General features: G+C 52.4%; 21 protein-coding genes and 1 other annotated feature. Of the genes, 9 read left to right on the top strand and 12 right to left on the bottom strand.

All coding sequences use genetic code 11. The annotated features are described in order from the left end of the window. Nucleotides 1-2: 2 nt before the first annotated feature. Nucleotides 3-929, bottom strand: coding sequence for an alpha/beta hydrolase (locus WKI47_RS00710; protein WP_340225262.1), 927 nt, complete (start codon nucleotides 927-929; stop codon nucleotides 3-5). A gap of 264 nt (nucleotides 930-1193) precedes the next feature. On the opposite strand from WKI47_RS00710, the gene WKI47_RS00705 reads away from it, so the two are divergent. The 4 genes from WKI47_RS00705 (at nucleotide 1194) to WKI47_RS00690 (ending at nucleotide 6121) form a co-directional block, all read left to right on the top strand. Next, nucleotides 1194-3527 (top strand): PQQ-binding-like beta-propeller repeat protein, encoded by a 2334-nt coding sequence (locus tag WKI47_RS00705; RefSeq protein WP_340225261.1) that lies wholly within the window; start codon nucleotides 1194-1196, stop codon nucleotides 3525-3527. 117 nt (nucleotides 3528-3644) lie between these two features. After that, entirely contained in the window at nucleotides 3645-3836 is a 192-nt protein-coding gene (locus tag WKI47_RS00700; protein ID WP_340225260.1) for a hypothetical protein, read from the top strand. A 347-nt stretch (nucleotides 3837-4183) separates the two neighbouring features. Further along, a complete protein-coding gene (locus tag WKI47_RS00695) occupies nucleotides 4184-4624 on the top strand; it encodes a hypothetical protein (RefSeq protein WP_340225259.1) in 441 nt (146 codons plus the stop codon). A gap of 135 nt (nucleotides 4625-4759) precedes the next feature. Continuing rightward, a complete protein-coding gene (locus WKI47_RS00690) occupies nucleotides 4760-6121 on the top strand; it encodes a dipeptidase (RefSeq protein WP_340225258.1) in 1362 nt (453 codons plus the stop codon). A 380-nt stretch (nucleotides 6122-6501) separates the two neighbouring features. Here WKI47_RS00690 and WKI47_RS00685 read toward each other — a convergent pair whose 3' ends face one another. From WKI47_RS00685 to WKI47_RS00675, 3 genes are all read right to left on the bottom strand, one after another. Continuing rightward, the gene (locus WKI47_RS00685; protein ID WP_340225257.1) at nucleotides 6502-7344 is read right to left on the bottom strand and encodes a DegV family protein; all 843 of its coding nucleotides are present in this window, start codon (nucleotides 7342-7344) and stop codon (nucleotides 6502-6504) included. A 169-nt stretch (nucleotides 7345-7513) separates the two neighbouring features. Then, complete coding sequence (locus tag WKI47_RS00680) at nucleotides 7514-8482, bottom strand: DUF4261 domain-containing protein (RefSeq protein WP_340225256.1); 969 nt, start codon at nucleotides 8480-8482, stop codon at nucleotides 7514-7516. A gap of 30 nt (nucleotides 8483-8512) precedes the next feature. Beyond that, nucleotides 8513-9400 carry a YwqG family protein gene (locus tag WKI47_RS00675; protein ID WP_340225255.1) on the bottom strand — a complete coding sequence of 296 codons (888 nt, stop codon included), beginning with the start codon at nucleotides 9398-9400 and terminating at the stop codon, nucleotides 8513-8515. 175 nt (nucleotides 9401-9575) lie between these two features. On the opposite strand from WKI47_RS00675, the gene WKI47_RS00670 reads away from it, so the two are divergent. Together WKI47_RS00670 and WKI47_RS00665 are read left to right on the top strand one after the other, a co-directional pair. Next, the gene (locus tag WKI47_RS00670) at nucleotides 9576-10889 is read left to right on the top strand and encodes an MFS transporter (RefSeq protein WP_425355412.1); all 1314 of its coding nucleotides are present in this window, start codon (nucleotides 9576-9578) and stop codon (nucleotides 10887-10889) included. Nucleotides 10890-10971: 82 nt separating this feature from the next. Then, on the top strand, nucleotides 10972-11751 hold the full coding sequence (locus tag WKI47_RS00665; RefSeq protein WP_340225254.1) for a PhzF family phenazine biosynthesis protein: 780 nt from the start codon (nucleotides 10972-10974) through the stop codon (nucleotides 11749-11751). A gap of 80 nt (nucleotides 11752-11831) precedes the next feature. On the opposite strand, the gene WKI47_RS00660 is transcribed toward WKI47_RS00665, so the two are convergent. Next, entirely contained in the window at nucleotides 11832-12893 is a 1062-nt protein-coding gene (locus WKI47_RS00660) for an ABC transporter ATP-binding protein (RefSeq protein ID WP_425355411.1), read from the bottom strand. A gap of 268 nt (nucleotides 12894-13161) precedes the next feature. Between WKI47_RS00660 and glsA the strand changes: the two genes are divergently transcribed. After that, nucleotides 13162-14109 carry a glutaminase A gene (gene glsA, locus WKI47_RS00655; RefSeq protein ID WP_340225252.1) on the top strand — a complete coding sequence of 316 codons (948 nt, stop codon included), beginning with the start codon at nucleotides 13162-13164 and terminating at the stop codon, nucleotides 14107-14109. 67 nt (nucleotides 14110-14176) lie between these two features. Here glsA and WKI47_RS00650 read toward each other — a convergent pair whose 3' ends face one another. From WKI47_RS00650 to WKI47_RS00635, 4 genes are all read right to left on the bottom strand, one after another. Then, nucleotides 14177-15730 carry a 2-isopropylmalate synthase gene (locus WKI47_RS00650; RefSeq protein ID WP_340225463.1) on the bottom strand — a complete coding sequence of 518 codons (1554 nt, stop codon included), beginning with the start codon at nucleotides 15728-15730 and terminating at the stop codon, nucleotides 14177-14179. Nucleotides 15731-16299: 569 nt separating this feature from the next. Beyond that, nucleotides 16300-16559: a binding site (T-box leader), on the bottom strand. 105 nt (nucleotides 16560-16664) lie between these two features. Continuing rightward, nucleotides 16665-16958 carry an antibiotic biosynthesis monooxygenase gene (locus tag WKI47_RS00645; RefSeq protein ID WP_340225251.1) on the bottom strand — a complete coding sequence of 98 codons (294 nt, stop codon included), beginning with the start codon at nucleotides 16956-16958 and terminating at the stop codon, nucleotides 16665-16667. Between the two features lie 222 nt (nucleotides 16959-17180). Then, a complete protein-coding gene (locus tag WKI47_RS00640) occupies nucleotides 17181-17792 on the bottom strand; it encodes a histidine phosphatase family protein (RefSeq protein WP_340225250.1) in 612 nt (203 codons plus the stop codon). Further along, the gene (locus WKI47_RS00635) at nucleotides 17776-18834 is read right to left on the bottom strand and encodes an HD domain-containing protein (RefSeq protein ID WP_340225249.1); all 1059 of its coding nucleotides are present in this window, start codon (nucleotides 18832-18834) and stop codon (nucleotides 17776-17778) included. Before WKI47_RS00635 ends, WKI47_RS00640 begins: the two co-directional genes overlap by 17 nt. A gap of 519 nt (nucleotides 18835-19353) precedes the next feature. On the opposite strand from WKI47_RS00635, the gene WKI47_RS00630 reads away from it, so the two are divergent. After that, on the top strand, nucleotides 19354-19962 hold the full coding sequence (locus tag WKI47_RS00630) for a VTT domain-containing protein (RefSeq protein WP_340225248.1): 609 nt from the start codon (nucleotides 19354-19356) through the stop codon (nucleotides 19960-19962). 58 nt (nucleotides 19963-20020) lie between these two features. Continuing rightward, the gene (locus WKI47_RS00625; RefSeq protein ID WP_340225247.1) at nucleotides 20021-20395 is read left to right on the top strand and encodes a hypothetical protein; all 375 of its coding nucleotides are present in this window, start codon (nucleotides 20021-20023) and stop codon (nucleotides 20393-20395) included. 101 nt (nucleotides 20396-20496) lie between these two features. Here WKI47_RS00625 and WKI47_RS00620 read toward each other — a convergent pair whose 3' ends face one another. The 3 genes from WKI47_RS00620 to WKI47_RS00610 form a co-directional block, all read right to left on the bottom strand. After that, on the bottom strand, nucleotides 20497-20760 hold the full coding sequence (locus WKI47_RS00620; RefSeq protein WP_340225246.1) for an AbrB/MazE/SpoVT family DNA-binding domain-containing protein: 264 nt from the start codon (nucleotides 20758-20760) through the stop codon (nucleotides 20497-20499). A gap of 390 nt (nucleotides 20761-21150) precedes the next feature. After that, nucleotides 21151-21585: a GNAT family N-acetyltransferase gene (locus WKI47_RS00615; RefSeq protein WP_340225245.1), complete on the bottom strand. Its 435-nt coding sequence runs from the start codon at nucleotides 21583-21585 to the stop codon at nucleotides 21151-21153. A 193-nt stretch (nucleotides 21586-21778) separates the two neighbouring features. Continuing rightward, nucleotides 21779-22816, bottom strand: a complete 1038-nt coding sequence (locus WKI47_RS00610) for an NAD(P)/FAD-dependent oxidoreductase (RefSeq protein ID WP_340225244.1) — start codon at nucleotides 22814-22816, stop codon at nucleotides 21779-21781. Nucleotides 22817-22928: the final 112 nt, after the last annotated feature.

Raw genomic sequence — 22928 nt, 5'->3', positions numbered from 1 at the left:
AGTTAAATCGAGACGCGCGTTTGTTCCAACAATCGCTTGACGATACCGATCACCGTGCCGGGCTTATCCACCTGCACATGATGGCCGCTGCCGCCCGCTTCGATCAGACGTCCGGCCTCGGACAGATGTTGCATTTTGACCGCGGTATCGTATAAGGTGCGTTCGACTTGCTGACGCAAGGTCGCTTTTCGCGTTCTTCCGGGCAAATACACGCCTGCTTTGACGACAGCGAGCGGAAGACGGGCAAAACGCGAATGCGGGACGCTTCCCGTTTCGCCTACGAAGCAGTCGTATTCGCTTTCAGCAGCTTCCATGCTGTTTGCGCTGAATACCCGCTCCCACATCGCATCGCGGGACGCTTGCGGCAGCTTGGCGACAAACTTGCCAAAGCCGGGAATCCAGCGACGTCGTGCCAACCAAGGCAGCACGCCGATTCGGGCGACCCATTTGGCGAATCCATATAAGCGAACACTTAATTTTTGTCTTTTCAAATGCGGAATAGGGAAAATCCCCCGAATCTCGTCCTCGTGCGAAGCGTCGATCAGCACCAGCGCCGCTACATCTTCCGGATAACGCTCCGCGTACAATCTCGCATAAAATCCACCCAACGAATGGCCGACCAGAATGAAGGGACGCGTGATCTCCAAGCGCTCCACGAGTTTGCGCAAATCCTCCACACAGCGGTCGCTCGTACGCGGCAATATACCAGGCTCGCTGAATCCGTACCCCGCCCGGTCATACGCCAATGTCTGGGTTAGCTCCGCAAGCTCCGGACACACCAACGCCCAGACTTCGGAAGAAACGCCGCACCCGTGTTCGAAAACAACAGGCGGATACACCGCGTTCGGCGTTCCGGAAAGCTGCGCATGCAGGCCGTCCACCATCTGGCTTGAGGGAAGGAGCGAACGCGGCTTATTCGGATTATTCATTGGCTCTCCCCCAGTGAACGGAAGTATTTCGATGAATGACTTCCTCTTCGTTATGATTGTTTTATTATACTACGCCCCTGATGCAAAGGACGAATTCGCAGCTCCGGACACTTCCCCGCCTATTTTTTGAACCCATTAGTGAACTTTTTTGCCCGTTCCAGCGTCTAAAGCTACAAAATCGGTCTAATTAAGAGAGGAAGCACTATAAAACAAATAAAAGAAATTTCAAGTGCCTTCGAATCCCCATGCAATCAGGAGGTCATGATGACAGACTTACAACCCAAAAACTCGCCAAACGCGGCATTTAAAAATAAACAAAACTTGCGCAAGACGAAACTTCTCGCCTTGCCTGCAAAACGTTTTGCCATAGCGTTATGCGTGCCCTTTTTGCTGGTACCCGCGACCTTTACCCCCGCTTACGCGGCGGCAACCACGCAGCAGCAAAATGAAAACGGATCTGAGAATAAAACCACACTCTACCTTCCCGCTCCTTATTTCAAAACAGTGCCTAACGCTCAGGATCGCAGCTCTCTCGGCGTCAGTTACTACGGAGAGACAGGGTCGATCTTGAATGTCACGGACGTTTCGGGCGAGCTGCTACAGCTTCGGACGTCTTTCGGCGAGCAGGTGTATGTGCCGATCTGGTACACGGAAAATCAATCTGCTGACACCGAGAGCATCCAACCGGTCATTCTTCGTCTGAAGCCGGACGCCGCCTTGCATCTATTCCCCGGTAGCGAAAGCGTATGGTCTGCCGACTACGCCGCATCAGGTGCGATATCGGCTGTTCAATCCGGCGATTGGTACGGAATCTCGCTGCCCGCCGATCCGGGTTATGCCAATGGCTCGGTTGTTCGTCCCGCATTGCTTTGGGTAGAAAAAAGCCAAATCCAGAGTACGCAAAAGCCGGTATCCGGACTTTTGTCCGCTGACTCGACCGTACCGACGGCTATGGTTCGCAGCCTGACGGAAACCTCGCTTCAGATCGGCACGACGCAAGCACAGACGCTGGAGCTGCTTGGCGAACCTTATTCCCGTACGCCGTTGCCCTATTCGGAAACCCAGACAGAAAATAGCAAAGGCGAACGAGGCGAGAAATGGCGGTATGAACGCAGCGACGCCCAGTTGACCCTTTCCTTCGGCGTAGATGGCAAGCTGCTGGGCTGGAACTGGATTCTGCCGACCTCCGAAGCCGCTCAAGCAGGCGTCAATTCCAATCAGCCGCCTTATGCGTTCCGCTATGATTTTCGAACCCTGCCTCCTGTAGCCTCAGCTTCGCCGGAGCTACTGTGGCAGAGCGAATCCAAACTTGATGCCCAATATCTGCTGGCGGCTTCGGAAAAGGTGTTGGTGCTGCAAGAAGACGACGGTTACGTTAGCGGCAATCATCTGGAAGGCGGCATCTATGCGGTCGATCGTACAAGCGGAGAACGGCTATGGAGTCGCGATGCGGGCTACGGTTCGGTCCATACTCTGATTAGCCACGACGAACGATCCGCACTCGTTTTTACGGAATCCGATCCGCAAAAAGACGAAAAACCGATGTTGCGCAGTATTCGTCTGCGTGACGGTGCCGTACGCTGGAGTCGCGAAATCGAGCAAGCGGAAACGAATCTGACAGACTCCAATCCGTTGTTTGCAGCGGACACCTCGGTCGTGATAGCGGTTCAGCCAAACGAAACGGGAAAAGGCCTACTGACCGTCAGGTCCCAACAATCCGGTTCAGTCCGTTGGACGAAAGAATTTGCCGATCCTTACCAGGTCTTGAACCAAGGCTCCAATGATCCGTATGTGCTGATTCGGCAAGGTCGCTGGATTCAAGCTCTTGATCCAAACAGCGGACAAGCCGTATGGAGTCTTAAATCCGATGAAAACACCGTAGCCGACCCACAGTCTACGTCTGGTCTGTTCAACGGTCAGCTTGCAAGTCCGTTCGATACCGACCCAAGTCTACGCTGGGTTGCCTTGGGCAAAGACCACGTGCGCCTGAACGCTTCGACTGGCGAAATTACCGGACGTTATCCGATTTTGGAAAATGAACAAGTCGATGTGCTCGGTAACGATTATCTGCTGATTCGCCGTGCGCTCAACGCCTCCACCTACTCGTCCGGCTCGTTATTCGAAACGGTGCTATACGACGTGAAGCTGAAGCGCGAACTATGGAGTATTGCCGGTCAGGCAGATCGGCCATTGCTGAATCAAGATCGGGTATTCGTACTATGGAATGGCATTCCTGCGGCCCTGTCTATCGAAGACGGACAACCTCTCTGGAAAACAGAGACAGCCGAATTTGCACTGGGCAATCTTGGCGGCTCAGCGGCGTCCGGAAGCTTCCTCCGGTTCGAGGACACCCTTCTTTTGCCTTACGGACCCGACCTTTTAGCGATTGACGCCCAGACAGGCAAGCTGCTACGACGAATCGACGGCGTTTCAACGCTGTATAACGAGTCCAATACTCAACTCATGCGCAACCATTTTCTCAATAGCGATAACCATACGATCTATGTGGGGTCAGCTAACGGCAGCTTCTCCGCGATCTCGTTCGAAGCATTAAGCCGTGCGCTCCATGGTGAGGAATCTACTCCTTCGGCAGATTAAAAGAACATGAAAAAACGGACGGTAAAATTTAATCCGGGACTCATCTTTTTTTCCGCGGGAGGCGTATAATAAAGACAAGACCTAGTACCTCACCCCAAATTTCGAGGAGGGACCGTTATGACAGGCAGATCAAATCATTCTTTGTGGATGACCGAGTTTTTACTCAGTCCGGACCCCGTCAAAGAGCAACGCATCCGAGAAGTCGAACGGGAGGATAACCCGGAGTTAATGAATAGTATTCAATTCCATTTAGCGTTACGCGATCAGGTGTATCTGCTTCGCAGAAGAAGCCGCCGCCGAATCGGATAGCCGAAATATCTGTACGTTTCCGCGAAAAGTGCTGGTGATGAAGGAGGCGCTGCGGGGAAGATTCGTTCAAGTCGCTGTCTCGCGAAGAAAGCTTTCAGCTTTTCTCGCTCAAAGGCGACTTTCACTGAATCTTCCCCTCCGCTAGGCTCCACTCATAAAGCACGTTTTCAGAATCCGGCCCGTTATTTAAACGGGCTTTTTATGATGGAGAAAATAAATTCGTAAATCGAAGAAAAATTGTCACATTTTGATGTTCAGTGTGTTATGTTTTTCACTTTTTTTGCGGGGAGTTTATTTTTTAGCGTATACTGGATAGCGGAACGAATTTCCGGGAGGGAACGAAATCGATGAATTCGAAACGGAATCAAACGATCGCGATTGTAGGCGGGAGTGTAGCGGTAATTGCGATTTTGGCGCTGGTTATTTTCCTCGTGTACGCCCGCGCAACCCCGCAGGAGAATCCGTTTAACCTGCAAATGGGTCAAACGTTGAACGCAGACGAGACGGGTGTAACCGATAACGCGACATCTTTTAGCCGGACCAAGCCGATCTATGTCATTGCTGATTATCCCGATGCCGGCGTAACGCTGGACCATACGGCGATTTTGTCTGTCATTTCCGAAAGCAGCGGGCAGGTCATTCAGAAGATGCAGGTCGAAGAAGACGCAACGACCAAGCAGCTGCGCATGGATCTGGAAAATGCAGACTGGGAACCGGGTATCTATGAATTAACCTTCGCCCGTAGCGGAACCATGGTCGGCACGATCAACTTTTCGCTGCACGAATAAGTGTCCGGTCAGTGAATGTCCACTCTTGATGGAACCCTTTTCCGATACGCAAATGACGCATGCCTTTCCGGCATGTGTTTTTTTGTAGTACAATAAGCCCCGAGACGATTGTACAAGGAGGCCTATTTTTACCCGATGACTAATTACCAGACTTATTTCGAACAGAATCGCGACAAACACCTCGGCGAGCTAAAAGAATGGCTTTCCATTCCGAGCATCTCCGCTCTGTCTGCTCACAAAGAAGACGTCCTTCGTGCCGCAGAGTGGCTGAAGGACGCCCTGGTGCGTGCCGGACTTGAGAACGTAACGCTGCATGAAACGGCGGGACATCCTATCCTGACGGCCGATCATCTGCATGCGGAAGGCGCGCCTACGCTGCTGATCTACGGCCATTACGACGTTCAACCGGTTGATCCGCTCAATCTGTGGGATACCCCTCCTTTCGAGCCAAGCGAACGCGACGGCAAGCTTTACGCCCGCGGCGCAACGGACGACAAAGGCCAAGTCTTCCTGCATGTCAAGGCGCTTGAAGCGATTCTCGCGCAGGAAGGCAAACTTCCGGTTAACGTGAAGCTGTGCATCGAAGGCGAAGAAGAAGTATCCAGTCCGAACCTGGTCGAATTCCTGGACGCCAATGCGGCAGCCCTCGCGGCCAATGCGGTTCTGATCTCGGACACTTCCCTGCTCGAACGCGGCAAACCTGCGATCAGCACGGGCTTGCGCGGGTTGTGCTCGCTCGAAATCGCTTTGAACACCGCGAATACGGATCTGCACTCCGGTTCGTTCGGCGGCGGCGTTCCGAATGCGCTGCACGCTATCGTAAGCCTGCTGAACTCGCTGCATGACGAGAAAACAGGCCAAGTGCTTGTCGAAGGCTTCTACGACGACGTATTGCCGCTGACCGAAGAGCTTCGCGGCGAACTGGTCAAAATGCAATACGACGAAGAAAAGCTGCGCACCGACCTCGGCCTCGAAGCGCTGTTCGGCGAAGAAGGCTACTCTTTCCTCGAACGCACCGGTGTACGCCCGACGCTTGAACTGAACGGCGTCTACGGCGGCTTCCAGGGAGAAGGCACGAAGACCGTAATCCCGAAGGAAGCCCATGCAAAAATCACCTGCCGCCTGGTTGCCAACCAAGATCCGCAGGATATCCTGAACAAAATCGAACGTCATCTGCACGCCCACACACCAGTAGGCGCCAAGTTGACGCTCGTACCGGGAGAAAAAGCGTTCGCGTTCAACATCGACCCTACGCATCCGTTCCTGCAAAAAGCAGCCGATGCCTACGAAGCCGTTTACGGCACACGTGCCCTTTTCACCAAAGACGGCGGCTCGATCCCAATCATCGAAGCCTTCTCCCGCGTTCTGGAAGCTCCAGTCGTCCTGATGGGCTTCGGTCTTCCCGACGAAAACCTGCACGCCCCTAACGAACACTTCAACCTGGAGAACTTCGATAAAGGCCTGCTGACGCTTGTTCATTATTTGAAAAGCTTGTAAAAAGATTTGCTCATTGATTTTGCAAGATAGAAACCGAAGGTAAAATCAAGTTCCCGATTTCTCGAATTGTATCTATTCTTTCTAACACAAAAACCGTTCCCTTTTGAGGAACGGTTTTTGACTGTTAAGCGGGATACTTTTCGTTTTAAAAAGGGGTTGTGAAGCAGAGGAGGAATCCAGTATAGGTGAAGACTTTCGAAGAAAGTCACTTCGAGAGCCTATGCTTAAGCGTTCGCCTTTGAAATCGAGAAAAACCAATCAAAGTTTAATCCATTTTCTCGATTTCAACACGCGACCCAAACGGATTCCTCCGCCGCGCAGCCGGCCTTTCCCCTAAACGAACAGGATCTCCCGGCGAGGCAGCCAACCCGCCGTCCCCGCTACTCAAAATAATAGGTAAAGCCGATTGCCCCCGGTCCCGTATGCGTGCTAATCACCGGTGTCGTATAATCGATCTCGATCTGCGAATATCCCGTCAACTCCGCGATCTTCTCTTTCAAACTTTCGGCCAGCTTATGACCTTCCGCATGAGCCAGACCCACACCTTTAACCGTGCGCCCTTTTACGTCATCCGCAAACTGGCGCGCCAGATGCTTGACCACCTGGGCATGGCTGCGTACATTCATGACAGGCGTATACACCCCGTCGTTCAGCGTGCCAATGGGCTTGATATGCAGCAGCGATCCGATCAAGGCTTTGCCCCGGCCGATACGCCCTCCTTTGACGAGATTCTCCAGCGTATCCACGACGACATACAGCCGCGTTGCCGCACGAACTTCATCCAGACGGGCCAAAATTTCTTCCATGCTCCGCCCCTCTTCTGCCATATGCGCCGCTTCAAGCACCTGGAAGCCAAGACCTCTGGAAATATATTTGGAATCGACTACGGTTACGTTCGTGTCTGTCATATCCGCAGCCATTGCCGCAGAGCGCACAGTGCCACTCATACCGCCTGTCATATGAATCGAAAGAACATCATAACCTTCCGCTCCCAAACGATCGTACAGCTCAACAAATGTGCCGGCTGCCGGTTGCGAGCTTTTTGGAAGTTCGTTGGCTTGAACCATTTTCTGAATAAAGGTCTCAGGCGTAATGTCCACCCGATCGATATACGTTTGCCCGTCGATAGTGAAAGAGAGCGGCACCATCTCTACTCCGTTTTCTGCCAATACCGCTTCGCTCAAATCGACGGTCGAATCTGTAACCACTTTAATTTTGCGCATTCGTCACACTCCTGTATGCGATCAGCCAACATCTGCCGCCGCTCATCGCATCGGAAGGGATTCATCGTAGCTGTCTCAATCAGTATACAGCCAGATGAATGTTCACACAAACCCGACACAATTTTGTAAAATTTTATTTAAACTTTTACATATGATTTTATCTTTATTCTCAGGTTTCGTCTGCAAGTGCCGCTGTTTGTCTGCCCGCATAATGCGGATGCCCCGGATCGACGTCGAGCACAAGGCGATGCGGACCTGCCAACGCATACTGATGCTCGCAGCGCCAACGCACGTTTTCTGTCGGTCCAAACGTCTCGCCGTCCTGAATCACGTCGCCGCGATCAAACAAATAGTATCCCAAATTGGTCAAATGCTGGGCGACTTCGCCGGGTTCCAGCTCGAAATAATGACATTGCACATCCGGCACGCCCAGCGCGGCCAGTCCTACCGTGTCCATCAACATCTCTTCGCGTTCGCTGCCCGTGCCCTGCACATTGAAAAAGCGTACATTCATCGCCCCATACAAAATCGCGCCCGCTTCGATCGCCGTAAGGTAATCTCCGGGTTCCAGCAGTTTATCGCTTTCCCGGAAATAGACCGCATCGCACGGAGCCGTCTCCAACACCGCGCGCAACGTCCCGGTAATCAACCGAAGACGGTCCTTCGGCTCAAGACCGGATGCCATCATGTCCGTCAAAAATAACGAATGCCGGCACTCCTCCACTACGGCTCCCGCGTCCGGCCAATGCCACGCTTGCTGCACGGCCGTCTCGTATTCCGAGGCAGGACGGTGCTTGGTCGGCATCAGCGACGTTTGCGCGGGCATCTCTCCATCGGCGAAGCTAACCAGATAGTTCAGATGGAAAAAGTGCAGCAAATCCGTTTCCGATTTTTCCGAGGGCTCCCAGACCGCCAAGCCCGATTGCTGCTCCTCCGGCTGCTGAAGCTCCCCCGTGTACAGGGCCATTTTTTCATACAACCGTTTACGCGAAAAGCTTGGCTTCTCCTTGTACTTCAACTCAACGGTATACACGCGCGCGAACCCAAAATCCTGATCAGCGGCAAGCATTTCTTCCGTTTGCTGGTCCAGTTCATTTTCCTCATCATGTTCATCGAAGTCGTTTCGTTCATTCGTCATATCCGTATGCCTCCTAATGTCGATAGATATTTAGCTGGAATAAAAAGAACAGGTCGTCCGCTCAAAATGACCGTTCAACAAATCTTCTTTGCGAATAAAATAATGCAAAACGCCCGAGTCTCCCCATTGGAAGCCGATATCCTGATCCGAATCGATCTCCGCCAGCATCACGATATCCGCGACTTCGCGCTCCGCCCGTTCCTGGTCGCCGTCGAACGCTTGGGTCAATCGCTCGATCGCTTCGTTCGGATAATACGTCGATTCACACCCGAACAGCTCCAACGCTGCCATATATTCGTCGTCTCCGTGTTGCCCTTCGGCGTATCCGAACATCCGAACGGTCGCAAACGGCTTCTCGCCTTCTAGCGCAAAGCCCAATTCTTCGTACTCGTCCCATTCATGCTTTTCATCCTCAATCTCGTCGTTATCCACATAGGCATATCCTGGCAGATCAATCGCAGCACGCGCGTCCAAACGGTGCGAGCGATAAGCCCCGTCTTGTTGTTCATGCACAGTCGGTGCCGGAGCGCTTTGACGCGTTGCCCTTTCCATCTGTTCCGGTGAGGCATACAAGACTTTGTGCTCCACGACCGAATCGTAATCTCCCGCAAAAAAGAACAACATGCCTTCCGTAGGCAATCGCTTTTCCGGGTCCAACCCTACGAGTTCGCTCAGGTTCAGCTGTAAAACGAAAGTCATCGGAATGCCTGAAGAATCGAGCGGCCACTGGGCTTTCTCCGGCAAATCCGGTTCGCCGGCTGCTCTGGAATTTCCGATCGACTGATACGTTTCACGTCCCGCACAGGACAGTTTGATCGTTTGCTTGGCTGTGCGTTGCAGATAGTCGGCCGCATGGGCAAAATCGTTTTCTTCAATCACCTGCTTCAGGTACTTGCGGTTTTCTTCACTCAAAGCCATATTCATCTCATCCTTTCTATTCATAGGATTCGCGTTCTTTTTTTCTTTTCTCTTTCAAGTATAAACGATAAAAACCTCATATGCAGCAAAGCGGTTTTGTACTGACGCATTTCCTTTCGGACTTCTTTTCAAACTGGTAGAATAGAGACGTTATGTTTAAAAAGGAGGTCCGCAATTGCAATCGTTCAGGCGCATGACGGCTGGTATCGCAGAATGGCCGCGCAACGTCAAATTGTTTTTTATCGCTAACTTGTTGTATCAGATCGGCGGCGGCATGTTCTCGGTGCTTTACAATCTCTATATTCAAGGCATCGGGTATAACGACGCCATGAATGGCCGGGTGGTCAGTATTCAATCGCTCGCGACAGCCTGTATCTTTATTCCGATTGGACTGTTTGGAGATCGGCTCAGTCGGAAAATGCTGCTGGTCATCGGTGCATTGTTCAGCGGTATCGTGTTCGCCCTTCGCGCATTCGCCGAAGCCGAGCCTTTGCTGCTGATTTTGGCCGTTTGCTCTGGCGTTTTCGCTGCCTTTTTTCAGGTGCTCGCGATTCCGTTCTTGGCCGAGAGTGTAAAAAAGTCGCAACGCCTCGCGTTGTTCAGCGCCTACTCCTCATTGATGCTGGCTGCTCAGGTGCTTGGCAGTATGGGAGGCGGCGTGCTTGCGGACAGCTTGCAACATTATGGAATCGACCCTGTGCTCAGCCTGCGCTTTACGCTATTCGTCGGTGGAGCGGCGACGCTCGCGGCTTTTGTGCCTATGTTATTTATCCGTGAGTCAAAAAGACAGTCCGAGCCGCTAAACACTTCCCCGACGCCTGCGATGTCCCCTCAGCAGGAAGTCGCCGAACAGGTTCGGGTCCATACCGGGACTACCGGCAAAAAAGCTTCGGATGGCAGTTCCCGCGTGATCTTCTGGTTCGTTTTGGCGCAACTTCCGATCGGTCTCGGATCAGGACTCGTCGTTCCTTACCTGAACCTGTACTTCACGAACCGCTTCGGCGTCTCGATCTCCATGATGAGCCTGTTGATCTCATTGGGGCAAATCATGACCATCGTGTCTATGCTAATCGGTCCGTCCTTATCCAAAAAAGTCGGGCCGGTAAGGGCCGTCGTCATCTTCCAGCTTTTATCGCTACCGTTCCTGCTGACCACAGGCTTCACCAATATCGCGCTGGTTGCCTCGATTGCATTCCTGTTCCGTCAGGCGCTGATGAACGCAGCCAATCCGATCCAGTCCGCCGTCATGGTCGACCGGATTCCGGACAACAAACGCAGCATCGCCAATTCGCTGACTCAGACCGCTTTTATGCTGGGCTGGGCAAGCATGGGGCCCGTACAGTCGTTTTTGGTCACGACTTACGGCAACTACTGGGGCTACGCGATCACGTTCAGCATCACGGGGGCGTTATATGTGACCGCTTCGCTGCTTTACTACTTCAAGTTCCGCGAACGCCCGGCGCGCCGGGAACAAGCGGCGTTGCGTTGATCGACAGCGCAAAAACAAGCTTTTGCGCTAGAAGAAGCTTATACTTTCGAGTATAGGCTTTTTCGAAAACGGAGGGATTCAGATGAAAATCTATGTCGTGGATGCGTTCACCGATACCGTATTCCAAGGAAATCCGGCCGCGGTCTGCGTGACGGACGAGTGGCTTTCCGACCCATTGATGCAGAATGTCGCGAAAGAAAACAATTTGTCGGAAACGGCGTTTGCGGTTCCCGCAGGCGAACATTACGGTCTGCGCTGGTTTACGCCGGGTGGCGAGATCGATCTGTGCGGACACGCAACGCTGGCGGCGGCTTACGTATTGATGCGGTTTTTCGTGCCCGAACGCAGCCATATCGCTTTCGATACGCAAAGTGGCGTACTGGCTGTGCATAAACGCGGAGAACTGTACGAATTGGACATGCCCGCCTATGCGCTGCTTCCGGTGCCGGTAACAGACGAGATGGAGCAAGCGATCGGGGTTCGTCCGCTTGAAGCCTGGATAGGACGGGATCTCGTCTGCGTGCTGCCGACGGAACAAAATGTGATCGAAGCGGTTCCCGACGAGCGCAAAGTCAAGCAGTTGGACGGACTGCTGCTGCATGTGACCGCTGCCGGAAGCGCCTACGATTGCGTCACCCGAAGCTTCGCACCCAAACTTAACGTGACCGAAGATCCCGTATGCGGTTCGGGTCATTGCCATGTGTTTCCGTTATGGAGCGGGAAAAGCGGAAAAACGGAGTTGGTCGCTTTTCAAGCCTCGCAAAGAACCGGAATTTTATACGGACGGATCAACGGCGATCGTGTGCAGCTAGCCGGGAACGCAGCCTTATATTCGATTGCCGAATTGTTTGTACCAAAATGATCTGCACAAAAAAAGGGATGACGCCGAATTTAATTCGGTATCATCCCTTTTATTTATTCTTGTCCAGCCTTACCGGGCGCTTAAGCTTCTACCAGTACCGGAGTCTCATACGCGTTATCCAGCTTGCGCTGACGGCGCAGTACCGCTTCCGGCGGCGTAACCGAAGGCGCGTCCGGATGCAGCAGCCACGACTTCACGAAGTGTGTGTCGGAGACTTTGAACATCGGAGGTTCCTTCTCGAAGTCGATCTTCATGGCATAGTTACTGCGCAGAGCAAACGCATCGCCGACTGGCGGGTGCAGCAGATCCGGAGGTGTGCCCGGAATAGCCGTCAGCTTCTCTTCGCCGTTGCTATCGAGCGCAGGCATCGAAGACAGCAGGCCCCATGTGTAAGGGTGACGCGGATCATAGAAGATCTCGGCAGCCGTACCCATTTCGACGATTTGACCTGCATACATAACCGCAACGCGGTCAGCCATCTTCGCCACGACGCCAAGGTCATGGGTGATAAAGATGATAGCCGTTCCGATCTTCGCTTGAAGTTCTTTCATCAATTCAAGGATCTGAGCCTGAATCGTAACGTCAAGCGCCGTTGTCGGTTCGTCGGCAATCAGCAGCTTCGGATTGGCAGCCAGAGCCATCGCGATTACGACACGCTGACGCATACCCCCGGAGAATTCGTGCGGATATTGATTGAAACGCTTTTCATGGTTCGGAATACCGACCAATTTCAGCAATTCCAGACCGCGCGCACGGGCATCAGCCGAGGAAATCTTATCGTGCGTGAACAGAACTTCCGTGATTTGCTTGCCGACTTTCATCGTCGGATTCAGCGAGGTCATCGGGTCCTGGAAGATCATGCCGATCTCCTTGCCGCGCATTTTTTGCATTTGGTTTTGCGTTTTTTTAATCAGGTCCTGGCCTTCGAACAAGATTTGTCCGCGCTTGTACTGACCTTGTGGTTCCGGTACCAGCTTCATGATCGCTTGCGAAGTTACGCTCTTGCCGGAGCCTGACTCGCCTACGATCGCCAGTGTCTCACCCTTATCCAAATGGAAATTAACGCCACGGATTGCCTGAACTTCGCCGGCGCGGGTTCTGAATGAAATCGCCAAATCTTTGACTTCGAGAAGTCTCTCCATTATCTCCACTCCCTATAAAGCCCGTTCACAAAGGAACGGGCCGATTGTCGCTTTTCGCATATCGTTCTCGCGAGTCGTTCGCAGCCGCGAACCTCGCTTTTCCGAACGTTTTGGTATGATTCAGGAGAACATTGTTTTACGAAACCGTATGTAATATTGTAACTGCTTGCGTATCTGGCAGTCAAGCAGACATTAGATGTTAGGTGTTTATGAAAAAGCAAATGATGTATGATGAAAATACAGATCAGAACGATAAGGAGGCTGTGCCATGACCCATAAAGAAGCACGCTTGGAGGAAGTCCGACAATTCCTGCCCCAATGGCTTGAAGAAAGCCGAAAAGAAGCCGCCTCCGGAGAGGTGGCTTCCTATATCCCCGAACTATCCAAAGCCTCCCATACCGCTCTGGGCATTCATCTGCTCGATATTAACGGCGACTCCGCTTCTGCCGGAGACTGCGGCATGAGCTTTACGCTGCAAAGCATTTCGAAAGTATTCACCCTTATTCTTGCATTGATGGACAACGGTGAAGAAGCCGTATTTGAACGCGTAGGCATGGAACCGACCGGAGACAACTTCAATTCCATGCTGAAGCTGGAGCTGGTGCGTCCCGGCATTCCTTTCAACCCGCTGATCAATGCAGGCGCAATCACCATCTCATCCATGATCAAAGGCGCTACGCCGCAAGAAAAATCAGCGCGCATTCTTGACTTTTTCCGTCGTTTGTCCGGCGGCAGCCCGCTCGAAGTCAACGAAGCCGTTTATCGCTCCGAATTCGAGACGGGCAATCTCAACCGCTCTATCGCGTATTTCCTTGTGGAAAACGGCGTGCTGAACGGCAGTGTCGAAGAGGTGCTATCTATTTACTTCCGCCATTGCTCTATCGAAGTGACCTGCCGCGATCTTGCGCGCATGGCTCTGATTCTGGCTGGCGACGGCACCGACCCGCTTAGCGGAGAAAATCTGATCCCTCGCCGATATGTTCAGATCGCCAAAACGTTCATGATTACTTGCGGCATGTATAACGCTTCCGGCGAGTTCGCGATCAAAGCCGGACTTCCTGCCAAAAGCGGCGTCTCGGGCGGAATTTTGACTTTCGTACCCGGCGCTCTCGGTATCGGCGTAGTCGGTCCGGCCCTGAATGCAAAAGGCAACAGCAGCGCGGGCGTGCATCTGATCCAGCGGTTGTCTCAGCGCATGGACTGGAGCTTGTTCTAAGCAAGCCGATACCCGAGTTCGCTTGGAACCCGGCTTCAGAGTTCGCGTCTTTTTGGCCTCTGATCCGTTAAGAGACCGTCGCTCCATCTACGGTCTGCGCCCCGGCAGAACGCACTTCGCGTACCGCTCGGTTGCAGGCCGCCATATACGCTTCAGCCGCGGCTACCAGAATGTCGCGGTTTGTTGCCGTGCCGCGATGCAGCGCCTCGCCCAAACGAACCGTCACCGTTGCTTCTCCGGCAGACGTCTCCCCAGCGGATACCGAATACAACTCCAGGTCCGCAAACTCGATCGGCTCCGGAATCGCACGTCGGATCGCGTCAACCGCCGCTTCGACAGGTCCTTCTCCGCCGCCTGTGTACACCGCAGTGCTTCCGGCTTCGTTATTGCGGATTTTGCAAGAAGCCACACGGTGTGCTCCGTTGCCCGTAACGATCTGCACTTCCTCCAGCGTGTATGGCTCCAACGCCCGATCTACCGCTTGCCCCGCCAATTGCATCAGCTCATGGTCATGCACCGTTTTCTGACGGTCGGCTTTTTCCTTAAACGCCGTATACAGCTGCTCCAATTGCTCGTTGTCCAGCTCCACGCCGAACTCCGCGACTCGATGGCGCAGCGCATGCCGCCCCGAATGCTTGCCCAGCACGATCATGCTGCGCGGGATGCCCAGGCGTTCCGGGTCCATAATCTCATACGTATTGCGGTTTTTCAGCAAGCCGTCCTGGTGAATGCCCGCCTCGTGTTGAAAAGCATTGCGGCCGACAATCGGCTTATTGAACGCGATCGGCGAGCCCATCATGCGGCTGACCATCTGCGAGGTGGCGTAAATTTCTTCCGGGCGAATATTCGTCGTTACGCCGAAATGGTCACCCCGCGTCGCCAACGCCATTGCCAATTCTTCGAGCGAGCAGTTGCCTGCACGTTCGCCGATTCCGTTAACCGTTACTTCGACGTGCGTCACTCCCGCTTGAATCGCGGCCAGACTGTTGGCGACAGCCATGCCCAGATCGTTGTGACAATGGGCGCTGAACTCGACACGGTCGCTTCCGCGTACGCCTTTCATCACCCGGGTGAACATCGCACCGTATTCTTCCGGCAGCGCGAAGCCTACGGTATCCGGAATATTCAGAATCGTCGCCCCTTCTTCAATAACCGCTTCCAGCACTTCGAACAAAAATTCATCGCCCGTCCGCGTCGCGTCCATCGGCGAAAACTCGACCTCGTCCACGAACCGCTTCGCGTAAGACACCATCTCGCGAGCCAGGCTGACCACTTCCGCACGCGTCTTTTTCAACTGGAAGTCCAGGTGGATATTCGATGAGGACAGGAACATATGCAGACGTCTGCGCTGGGCATCCTGCGTCGCCCGTACCGCCGCGTCGATATCTTCTTTGACCGCACGGGCGAAACCACAGATTTCCACGCCCTGAATCTCCCGCGAGATGCGCTGCACGGCCTGAAAATCGCCGGGGCTGGAGATCGGGAAGCCCGGTTCGATCGTGTCTACGCCAAGCGCAGCCAAACGATGGGCCAATTGGATCTTTTGTTCCACGTCCAGGGAAGCGCCAGGCGCTTGTTCACCGTCTCTCAACGTCGTGTCGAAGATCTTGATTTGTCTCATTTCGTTTGCTTTCGCCATTGTAAATCGCCTCCAAATAGGTTGATGGTTAGTTCTGCAACTTCTGTTGATATACAGAAAAGACCCGTCGTCTCTAAATCAAGAGACGACGGGCCTGTGCCGCCGCGGTACCACTCTCGTTGATCTTTCATTCGCCCAAAGGCTGCTTGAAGACCCGCTTGAACCCGGATAACGGTCGGGTGACCGGTCGGCTTACGTCCGTGTACGCTTGGAATCAAGCTAGTACCTTGACCGCTTAAGGATGTTAGGTTACGCCCATAGAAAACCCGCTTGAACCGTGCGTGTTTCCGATGAACGCAAACCTTAGATCTGATGCGGTCAAGATACGCAGTTAACGGAGTTCGGCTTCCGCGCTTCCGGGCGAGTTCGGGGAAACGAACGCTGCGTCGCACCTTAGGGCGTGTACGCCCTAGCACCTGTTCAATTTGAAAGGCACTTTTCCGCAGCTCTCTGTGCATCGTTTCCGATCCTACTACTCCCGTTCATTGCGCATGTTCGTTTTGTTGACTGGTAACTTTTGAGGTAAAATAAAAAGCCTGTCGTCTCTTGGTTCAAGAGACGACAGGCTTTGCTGTCGCGGTACCACTCTCGTTGATTCCGCTTGTCCCAGGGACAAAGCGAAATCCGCTCGTCAGCCCTCTCACGTGGGCGAGTCCGTTCAAACTTGGGATTCCCTTGCAGCTTGCGCTGCGGAAACCATTGGGTTTGACCGCTTCCGGGTGAGTTTCACCTAACCTGTCGACTGCGTCGCACCAAATCCGCAGCTCTCTTAACGACTGTTCCGGTTACTGATCCCGTTCATAGCGTTTGTTCAGGATAATCAATGATACAACTTGCACAAACTGCATGTGTCAGTTTTGTGTCATTCTAATCCTCTTCGCTAACCCTTGTCAACCCCAAATTTCCAAATCGAAAATCAAGGGTAGACCGAAAAGAAATGCTCCACGATCGGAAAAGGATCGTAATAATCATGCAGCAGTCTTTTCCACTCCACATATTGTACCGAGCCGCGGAAGCCCTCCGTATGCGCTTCAAGCGTCTCCCATCGAACCAATAACAGATATTTCTGATCATCCTCCAGACAGCGCTGAAGCTCATGATTCAGATATCCCTCAATCTGGCTGATATAGGCCGAAGCCAAACGAAAATCACGTTCGAAATCTTCGGTACGACCCGGTTTTACCTGTAGCATAGCTGCTTCCAGAATCATGGCGGCTCACTCCTTTGCATTTGGGCAAGTATACCAGAATCCATATTGGCGTCAACCGTTCCGCTGTCTTGAATCCATTGCTTCAGTCCGCGATAGAGAGACACAATGACTCGGACAACAGAATCAGCATGGATAGGACAATACGGTTTTTCCAAGCAGATCGCAGTTCTTCATTCATATCCAACTCTTCACGCCCAATATCAAAAGGTCGCCCTGAAGCGCTCACGAGGTATACCCGACTTTCTCCGCTCCCGCAAATGTCTCCCCGTTAAAACGAACGCGATAGACGTCCGGCATAGAAAGCCTCTGCCAAAACGAATAATCATACCGCTGATCCCAACTGCCGAGCATCAACGTCAATACATCGCCGTGCGTGCCAATCGCGATCCTTTTGCCTGCATGCTCCCGCAACAATTGCCGAATGACAGGCAACGCTCGCTCGCGCGCCTGCCGGCTGCTTTCTCCACCTGGCGGACAATAATCCGGATCTTCGTAACAGCGACGTTTCGCTTCAGCGAATCCCTCCGGACCGAGATCCTGTTTCCCCGAAACCAACCGCTCATGCAAAGCAGGATAAATCTCAATCGTTTTCCCGGCATATTGGGCTAACGACGCAATCGTATCGATAGCACGTTGATAAGGACTGGAGACAAAGAACTCGATATTTTCCTGTTCCAATCGACGGCATACGGCCAAAGCTGCTGCTTTCCCGCTATCGGATAATCCGCGTTCCAGTTCTCGTCCATGCTCGTACTTCGAATGAGCATGACGGACAAAGTACAAGACGGTCTCGGTTTCAATATCGTCCAGGCTATAATCAGTGATGTTCAACAATATCGCCCGCCTCCCAAAATACATGATACTCACCCAGCAGTCTGCCTAGCGTCTCAAGCTTCGGATAGTCAGGCAAAATAGCTGGATTAACCGCATCCTGAATACGGGGCAATGTCAGATATAGCTTATTCAGGCGGTGCCGATAGGCTTCTGCCGGCCTGGCTTCGCCGTTACGAACGACATGCAGCTCCTGCGGACGATACAAAAGCCGATAAGTTTCTTCCGCCGTTGCCGGATGTCGCCTGAGTACAGCAAGCAGCTCCTCGTCGGCCAGATTGCCCATCTCTATTCCGCGCAGTCCGCCTGCGTCAATAAGACGTTGCGTCAGCGCCCGAAGGACGGCAACAGGGCCAATATTGTCGGCTGAAGCATGATAATACGCTTCATGCACGATCAGCTTCAAAATTTGCGCTGCCGTGTCGATATCCGCTTCGAGATGGGGACCCGACAGCTTGAAGCCGCTCAACAGCTCGGATGCGGGTATCGGTAAAATGCCAAAAGCCGCCGCACTGCGTACCCACGAATCCAAATGATCGGCATGAAGCACCCCTTCGCGATTTCGCAGCGGACTGGATACTCTTCCTTCGATCAGATCAAGCACGGTCTGCCTATTCAATCCGCCCAGTGCGCGATGAATCTCTTCCGAAGCCAATACCTTCTCGGAATGCCGATGATGATCGAAGCCCTCCAATCCTTCCAGTGCGTGACTGAACGGCCCATGCCCGACATCATGCAGCAATGCAGCCACTCTCAACTCCGGCCAGTCCGGTGCAAAGTGGGACACGCAGGCAAAGACGCCCAGCGTATGTTGCAATCTTGTTGACGTATGCTGAGTATGTAAAGACGCCGGACCGGCATGGCGGACATAATGCAATCGTCGCACCGCGGTCGTTCGCAGCAGCTCAACCTCGACCGCGCTCAGTGCGATCGAGGTTCCCCATAACGGATCGCGCAAAATGCCCGGACCGGACATTTGCCCATAAGCCCCTGCATGGTTCGAATCGACTTGTTTTTCTGCTTTGCACTCTTTTTTCAATTGCACGAATGAATTCTCCTTTTCCGTTTTTGTATGCGTCGGTGTCTCCGCTTGTTCATCGCCGAACTTTCCATGCAGGAACGCAAAAGCCAGCGCTTCGCAACTGCGCGGACAAATCGCGGCAAAAGATCCTTCCGAGAGTATATGTTCAGCTCCAATAAATCCTTCCCACACGGACACCGAAAATTCGTTTGGCGGATTGACAGCATGAGCGAACGGGAAGATGAAACGTTTTTCGCCGTAGCAAACAAATTCCCGCAACCGTCGCCCCTTTCTCGATCACCCGCTCGCCAAAAAATCCGTTTTCTTTCTCTTTTTATTCCGGTATAGACACCTCCTTCGATTCAAGGATATGATTTACCAAGTGTACGCTTTGCAAGCGGTTCAGGCAAAAAAAGAAAGATCTGCTTCGGCCAAAAGATTCGACCACATTCGACTTCGGGCGGCTTTGTGGCATACAATCGGAAAACAACGCGCAATCTGATTCGAGCTTGCAGATTGCGCCGCAAAGGAGTCTCGCATCTGATGAAAAAATGGATCACCCTTGCCGTTTATGCCGCTGCTTTGCTTTTGATTCTGATCTATAGGCATGAACTTCAGGCTCTGATGCAAAATGTGTCCCTGCCTGTTTCCACCGGTTTTGCGCTTGCCTTTCTGTTTGCTTTTTTCCCGGTGCTGCCATATAAGCTTGTGATCGGCTCGCTCGGATTTCTATACGGGCCTGCACTCGGCGCGTTGACGGCATGGCTCGCCGTCACTGCCGCCTCTTTGCTGCAATACACGCTGGTACGTCGATTTTTTCGTGAACAGGGCCGGGCCGCATTAGCCAGGTTTTCGGGTCTGGAGCGGGCGGGGCAACTGATGGAGCGGCGTCCATTTTTAGTCATTTTGGCAGCTAGGCTCGTTCCTTTGCTGCCGCAAGCGCTGGTTAATCTGTATCCGGCTTTTTTAAATATTCGCCCTATCGTGTATATCACCGCTTCGGCTCTGGGCAAAATTCCCGCTATGCTCGTTTTTGCTTTTGTCGGGCAGAATTTATTTACGGACTTGCCAAAAACCTTGACGGTACTTGGTTTATACGGAGGGTTCCTGCTAATCGTCTATACGGTGTATCGCTTCAGCCTTCGTCGATGAAGGCGGCGGGCAAGCCCGTTTGCCGGAATCGTATGCGGGGTAAAAGGAGAATACGCAGATGATGCACGAAGCATCGTCGGATGAAAGGGTGGTAACGATGGAAAAACAAATTCAAGCGCTGAATGAATGGCTAACAGGCAAAGTCGGACAAACGTTGAAGATTGAAAAACAGGAAAGCGGCGACACGGACGTCGTCCATTTCGAGCTGCGCGAGATCAGTGAACGCTCGCAAGACAATCCGGTCGACGACTATCTGGAACGCGCTCTCCTGCTGCATGGATCGGGCAGCATCGTGAACGGCGACGGCGAATCCGTTCCACTCCCCGGCAATACGTACGAGATCGTGTTGAACGAGCTTGAGATTGGGAAGCAAAACGAAAGTCAGCTTGCTTTAAAAAATGACCGTGCGGACTATACGCTGAGCACCTACTGACCGCATGGAACAGATACGCCATTCAAAAAGCCCGCCACTACTTGTTAACAAGTAGGGCGGGCTCTATGATGATCGCTTAAAAGCGGATTTTATAAAGGGTCTTACTTAGCTTCTGTGCTTTGGTACAGTTCGATCAGTTCTTCGATTGCTGCTTTGCTGACCATTTTGCCTTTGAAGTATACGAGGTCTTCGGCTTCGCCAGTGAAGATACAAGTTGGAGCGTATTTTCTCAGGATGATGCGCTCTCCGTCAACGAAAATTTCCAGTCCGTCTTTGATGTCGATACCCATTGTTCTACGAAGTTCAATCGGGATTACAACCCGTCCGAGTTCATCTACGCGTCTTACGATACCTGTTGCTTTCATTGCTATAATTCCCCATTTCGTTTAAAATGTTAGTTGTCGACAAAAGATCGTCGTTATTCGATATTATTCGACATTTTGTGCCTGTCTCTACTCTACTCCCCTTTATATATCTTGTCAATATGGAAATTTATACTACGGTAAAATTTTTTTCGAAGATGTGAAAAAATAAAGCAAAGCGTCTGATATAGGCGTTTCGCTTTATTTGGATCGTCGTTATATCGTTTCGCCGCTCTTTTTAGCCATCCAGTTTATATCAGGATTTGGAAAAGGGTTTCGACAGTCGGCTGTTGTCGAATTTATTCGACTTCTTACCGGTAACGCAAAAAAAGCCTCTCGCAGGAGTCTCTTTTGGACTCCTGCGAGAGGCTTTCTACGTAAGGGCTAAAAACGTTAGGCTCCGGTCTGTTCCATCAAGCTTGGACGGATCAGGTGAAGCGTCGATCCCGAACGTCCTGCTTCGATGAAGCCCAAACGCTGATAGTAATCGTAAACGTCCGGTGCTTGTTCCGTAACGTCTACCACCAATTCCCCGCGCTTTGCCACATGTTCGAGCAGCATGTCGGAAATCCCTTGTCCTTGATAGTGAGGATGAACGACAAGCAGCTCCACTTTGGGACCGTTCATTGCGATAAAACCGGTCAACTCTCCGCCAAAACGACTGCGTACTCCATGCAGTTCCATCCGGTCAACGATGTTTTCCTGGAACAAATGGACATAGCCTTCAATATCGCCTGGATCGAGATCGTACAACGTCCGATGCACCGAGATCAACCACATCTCTGTCAACCGATCCTTGTGTTCTTCCGTACACGTAATGATTTGCATGCGTACATCCTCCTTTATCCGATTAGTCTTGTCTTTTCCAGTGCCGAGTAAACAATTTCTTCTGCGAACACTTCGGGGATCGGCCCGAAAGTGCTCAAACAAAATGATATTTGAATAAATATAACACAAAAGCCGTTCGGCGTCTTGTGACGGTTTTGACATAAATTGCACGGCAACCGTTCAAAATTTTATATTATTCGTCTACAGCCACGCCCAACGCTTTATTTTTTTCTTTAAAACGATCATTGTGCGACGAGACATAGGCGACCTTGGGCGCTTCCGGGTCGATATACAGTTTTGCGCTGTTTACGGCAAGAGCCGCATCCGTGAAAGCCCCCGCGATCAAGCGCAGCTTGCTGTCATAACTTGCAAAATCTCCGGCTGCAAAAATGCCCGGAATATTGGTTTTGAGTTTGCCGTCGACTACCGCAACACTGTCTTCCATATGCAGTCCCCATTCTTTTAACGGACCGTAATCGCTGGTGAGACCATGATTGACGATGACCGCATCTACCTTCAGACGCTCCACATGCTCCGATTCCACATGTTTGACCGACACTTCGTCGATCGTCCGGCCATCGGAGCTGTGAAGCTCGCTGACCGCATGCAAAATTCGAACATCGACCGACGATTGCTGCATCTTGATCACGTTTTTCTCATGTCCCCAGAACTTGTCTCTGCGGTGTACGATGGTCACGTTAGCCGCAACGGGTTCAAGTTCGTTCGCCCAGTCTACCGCCGAGTTGCCGCCACCCGAAATCAACACGTTCCGTCCGCGGAAAACATCCAGCTCCTGAACCGTATAGTGCAGATTGGTCACCTCGTAGCGATCGGCGCCTTCAATCTCCAGCTTCGCCATTTTCAAGATTCCGTAACCGATAGCCAACACGATGGTCTTCGTCCAATGACGCTCGCCGGATGCTGTCGTCAGCACGAATGTCCCGTCTTCGCGCCGCTCCAGTCCCGTCACCTGCTGCCCCAGTACGACTGTCGGATCGAAAGTACGCGCCTGCTGCTTCAGACCGGATACCAGATTCTCGCACAGTACCGGCGTGACGCCGCCTACGTCCCAGATCATCTTTTCCGGGTAGATCAGCATACGACCGCCCAGTTCGTCCTTCGCTTCGATCACCTTCGTCTTCATATCGCGCATTCCACTATAGAAAGCGGCGTACATCCCTGCGGGACCTCCGCCGATAATGGTGATATCGTACAGTTCCAGCTCCTCCATCGTCGGTCTCCTTTGCTTTTTATGATATTGATTCTCATTTTCAAACAGTTTAAACGATAAGACCTTGGCTTCGCAAGCTGGTTTTTGTAAATTTGCTGCAAAAAAAGCCCGT

Origin of the sequence: Saccharibacillus sacchari, assembly GCF_037722395.1 — a bacterium.
Lineage (GTDB): Bacteria > Bacillota > Bacilli > Paenibacillales > Paenibacillaceae > Saccharibacillus > Saccharibacillus sacchari_A.
Note: the sequence above shows the minus strand (reverse complement) of the source record. Positions and strands in the feature narration are given on the sequence as shown.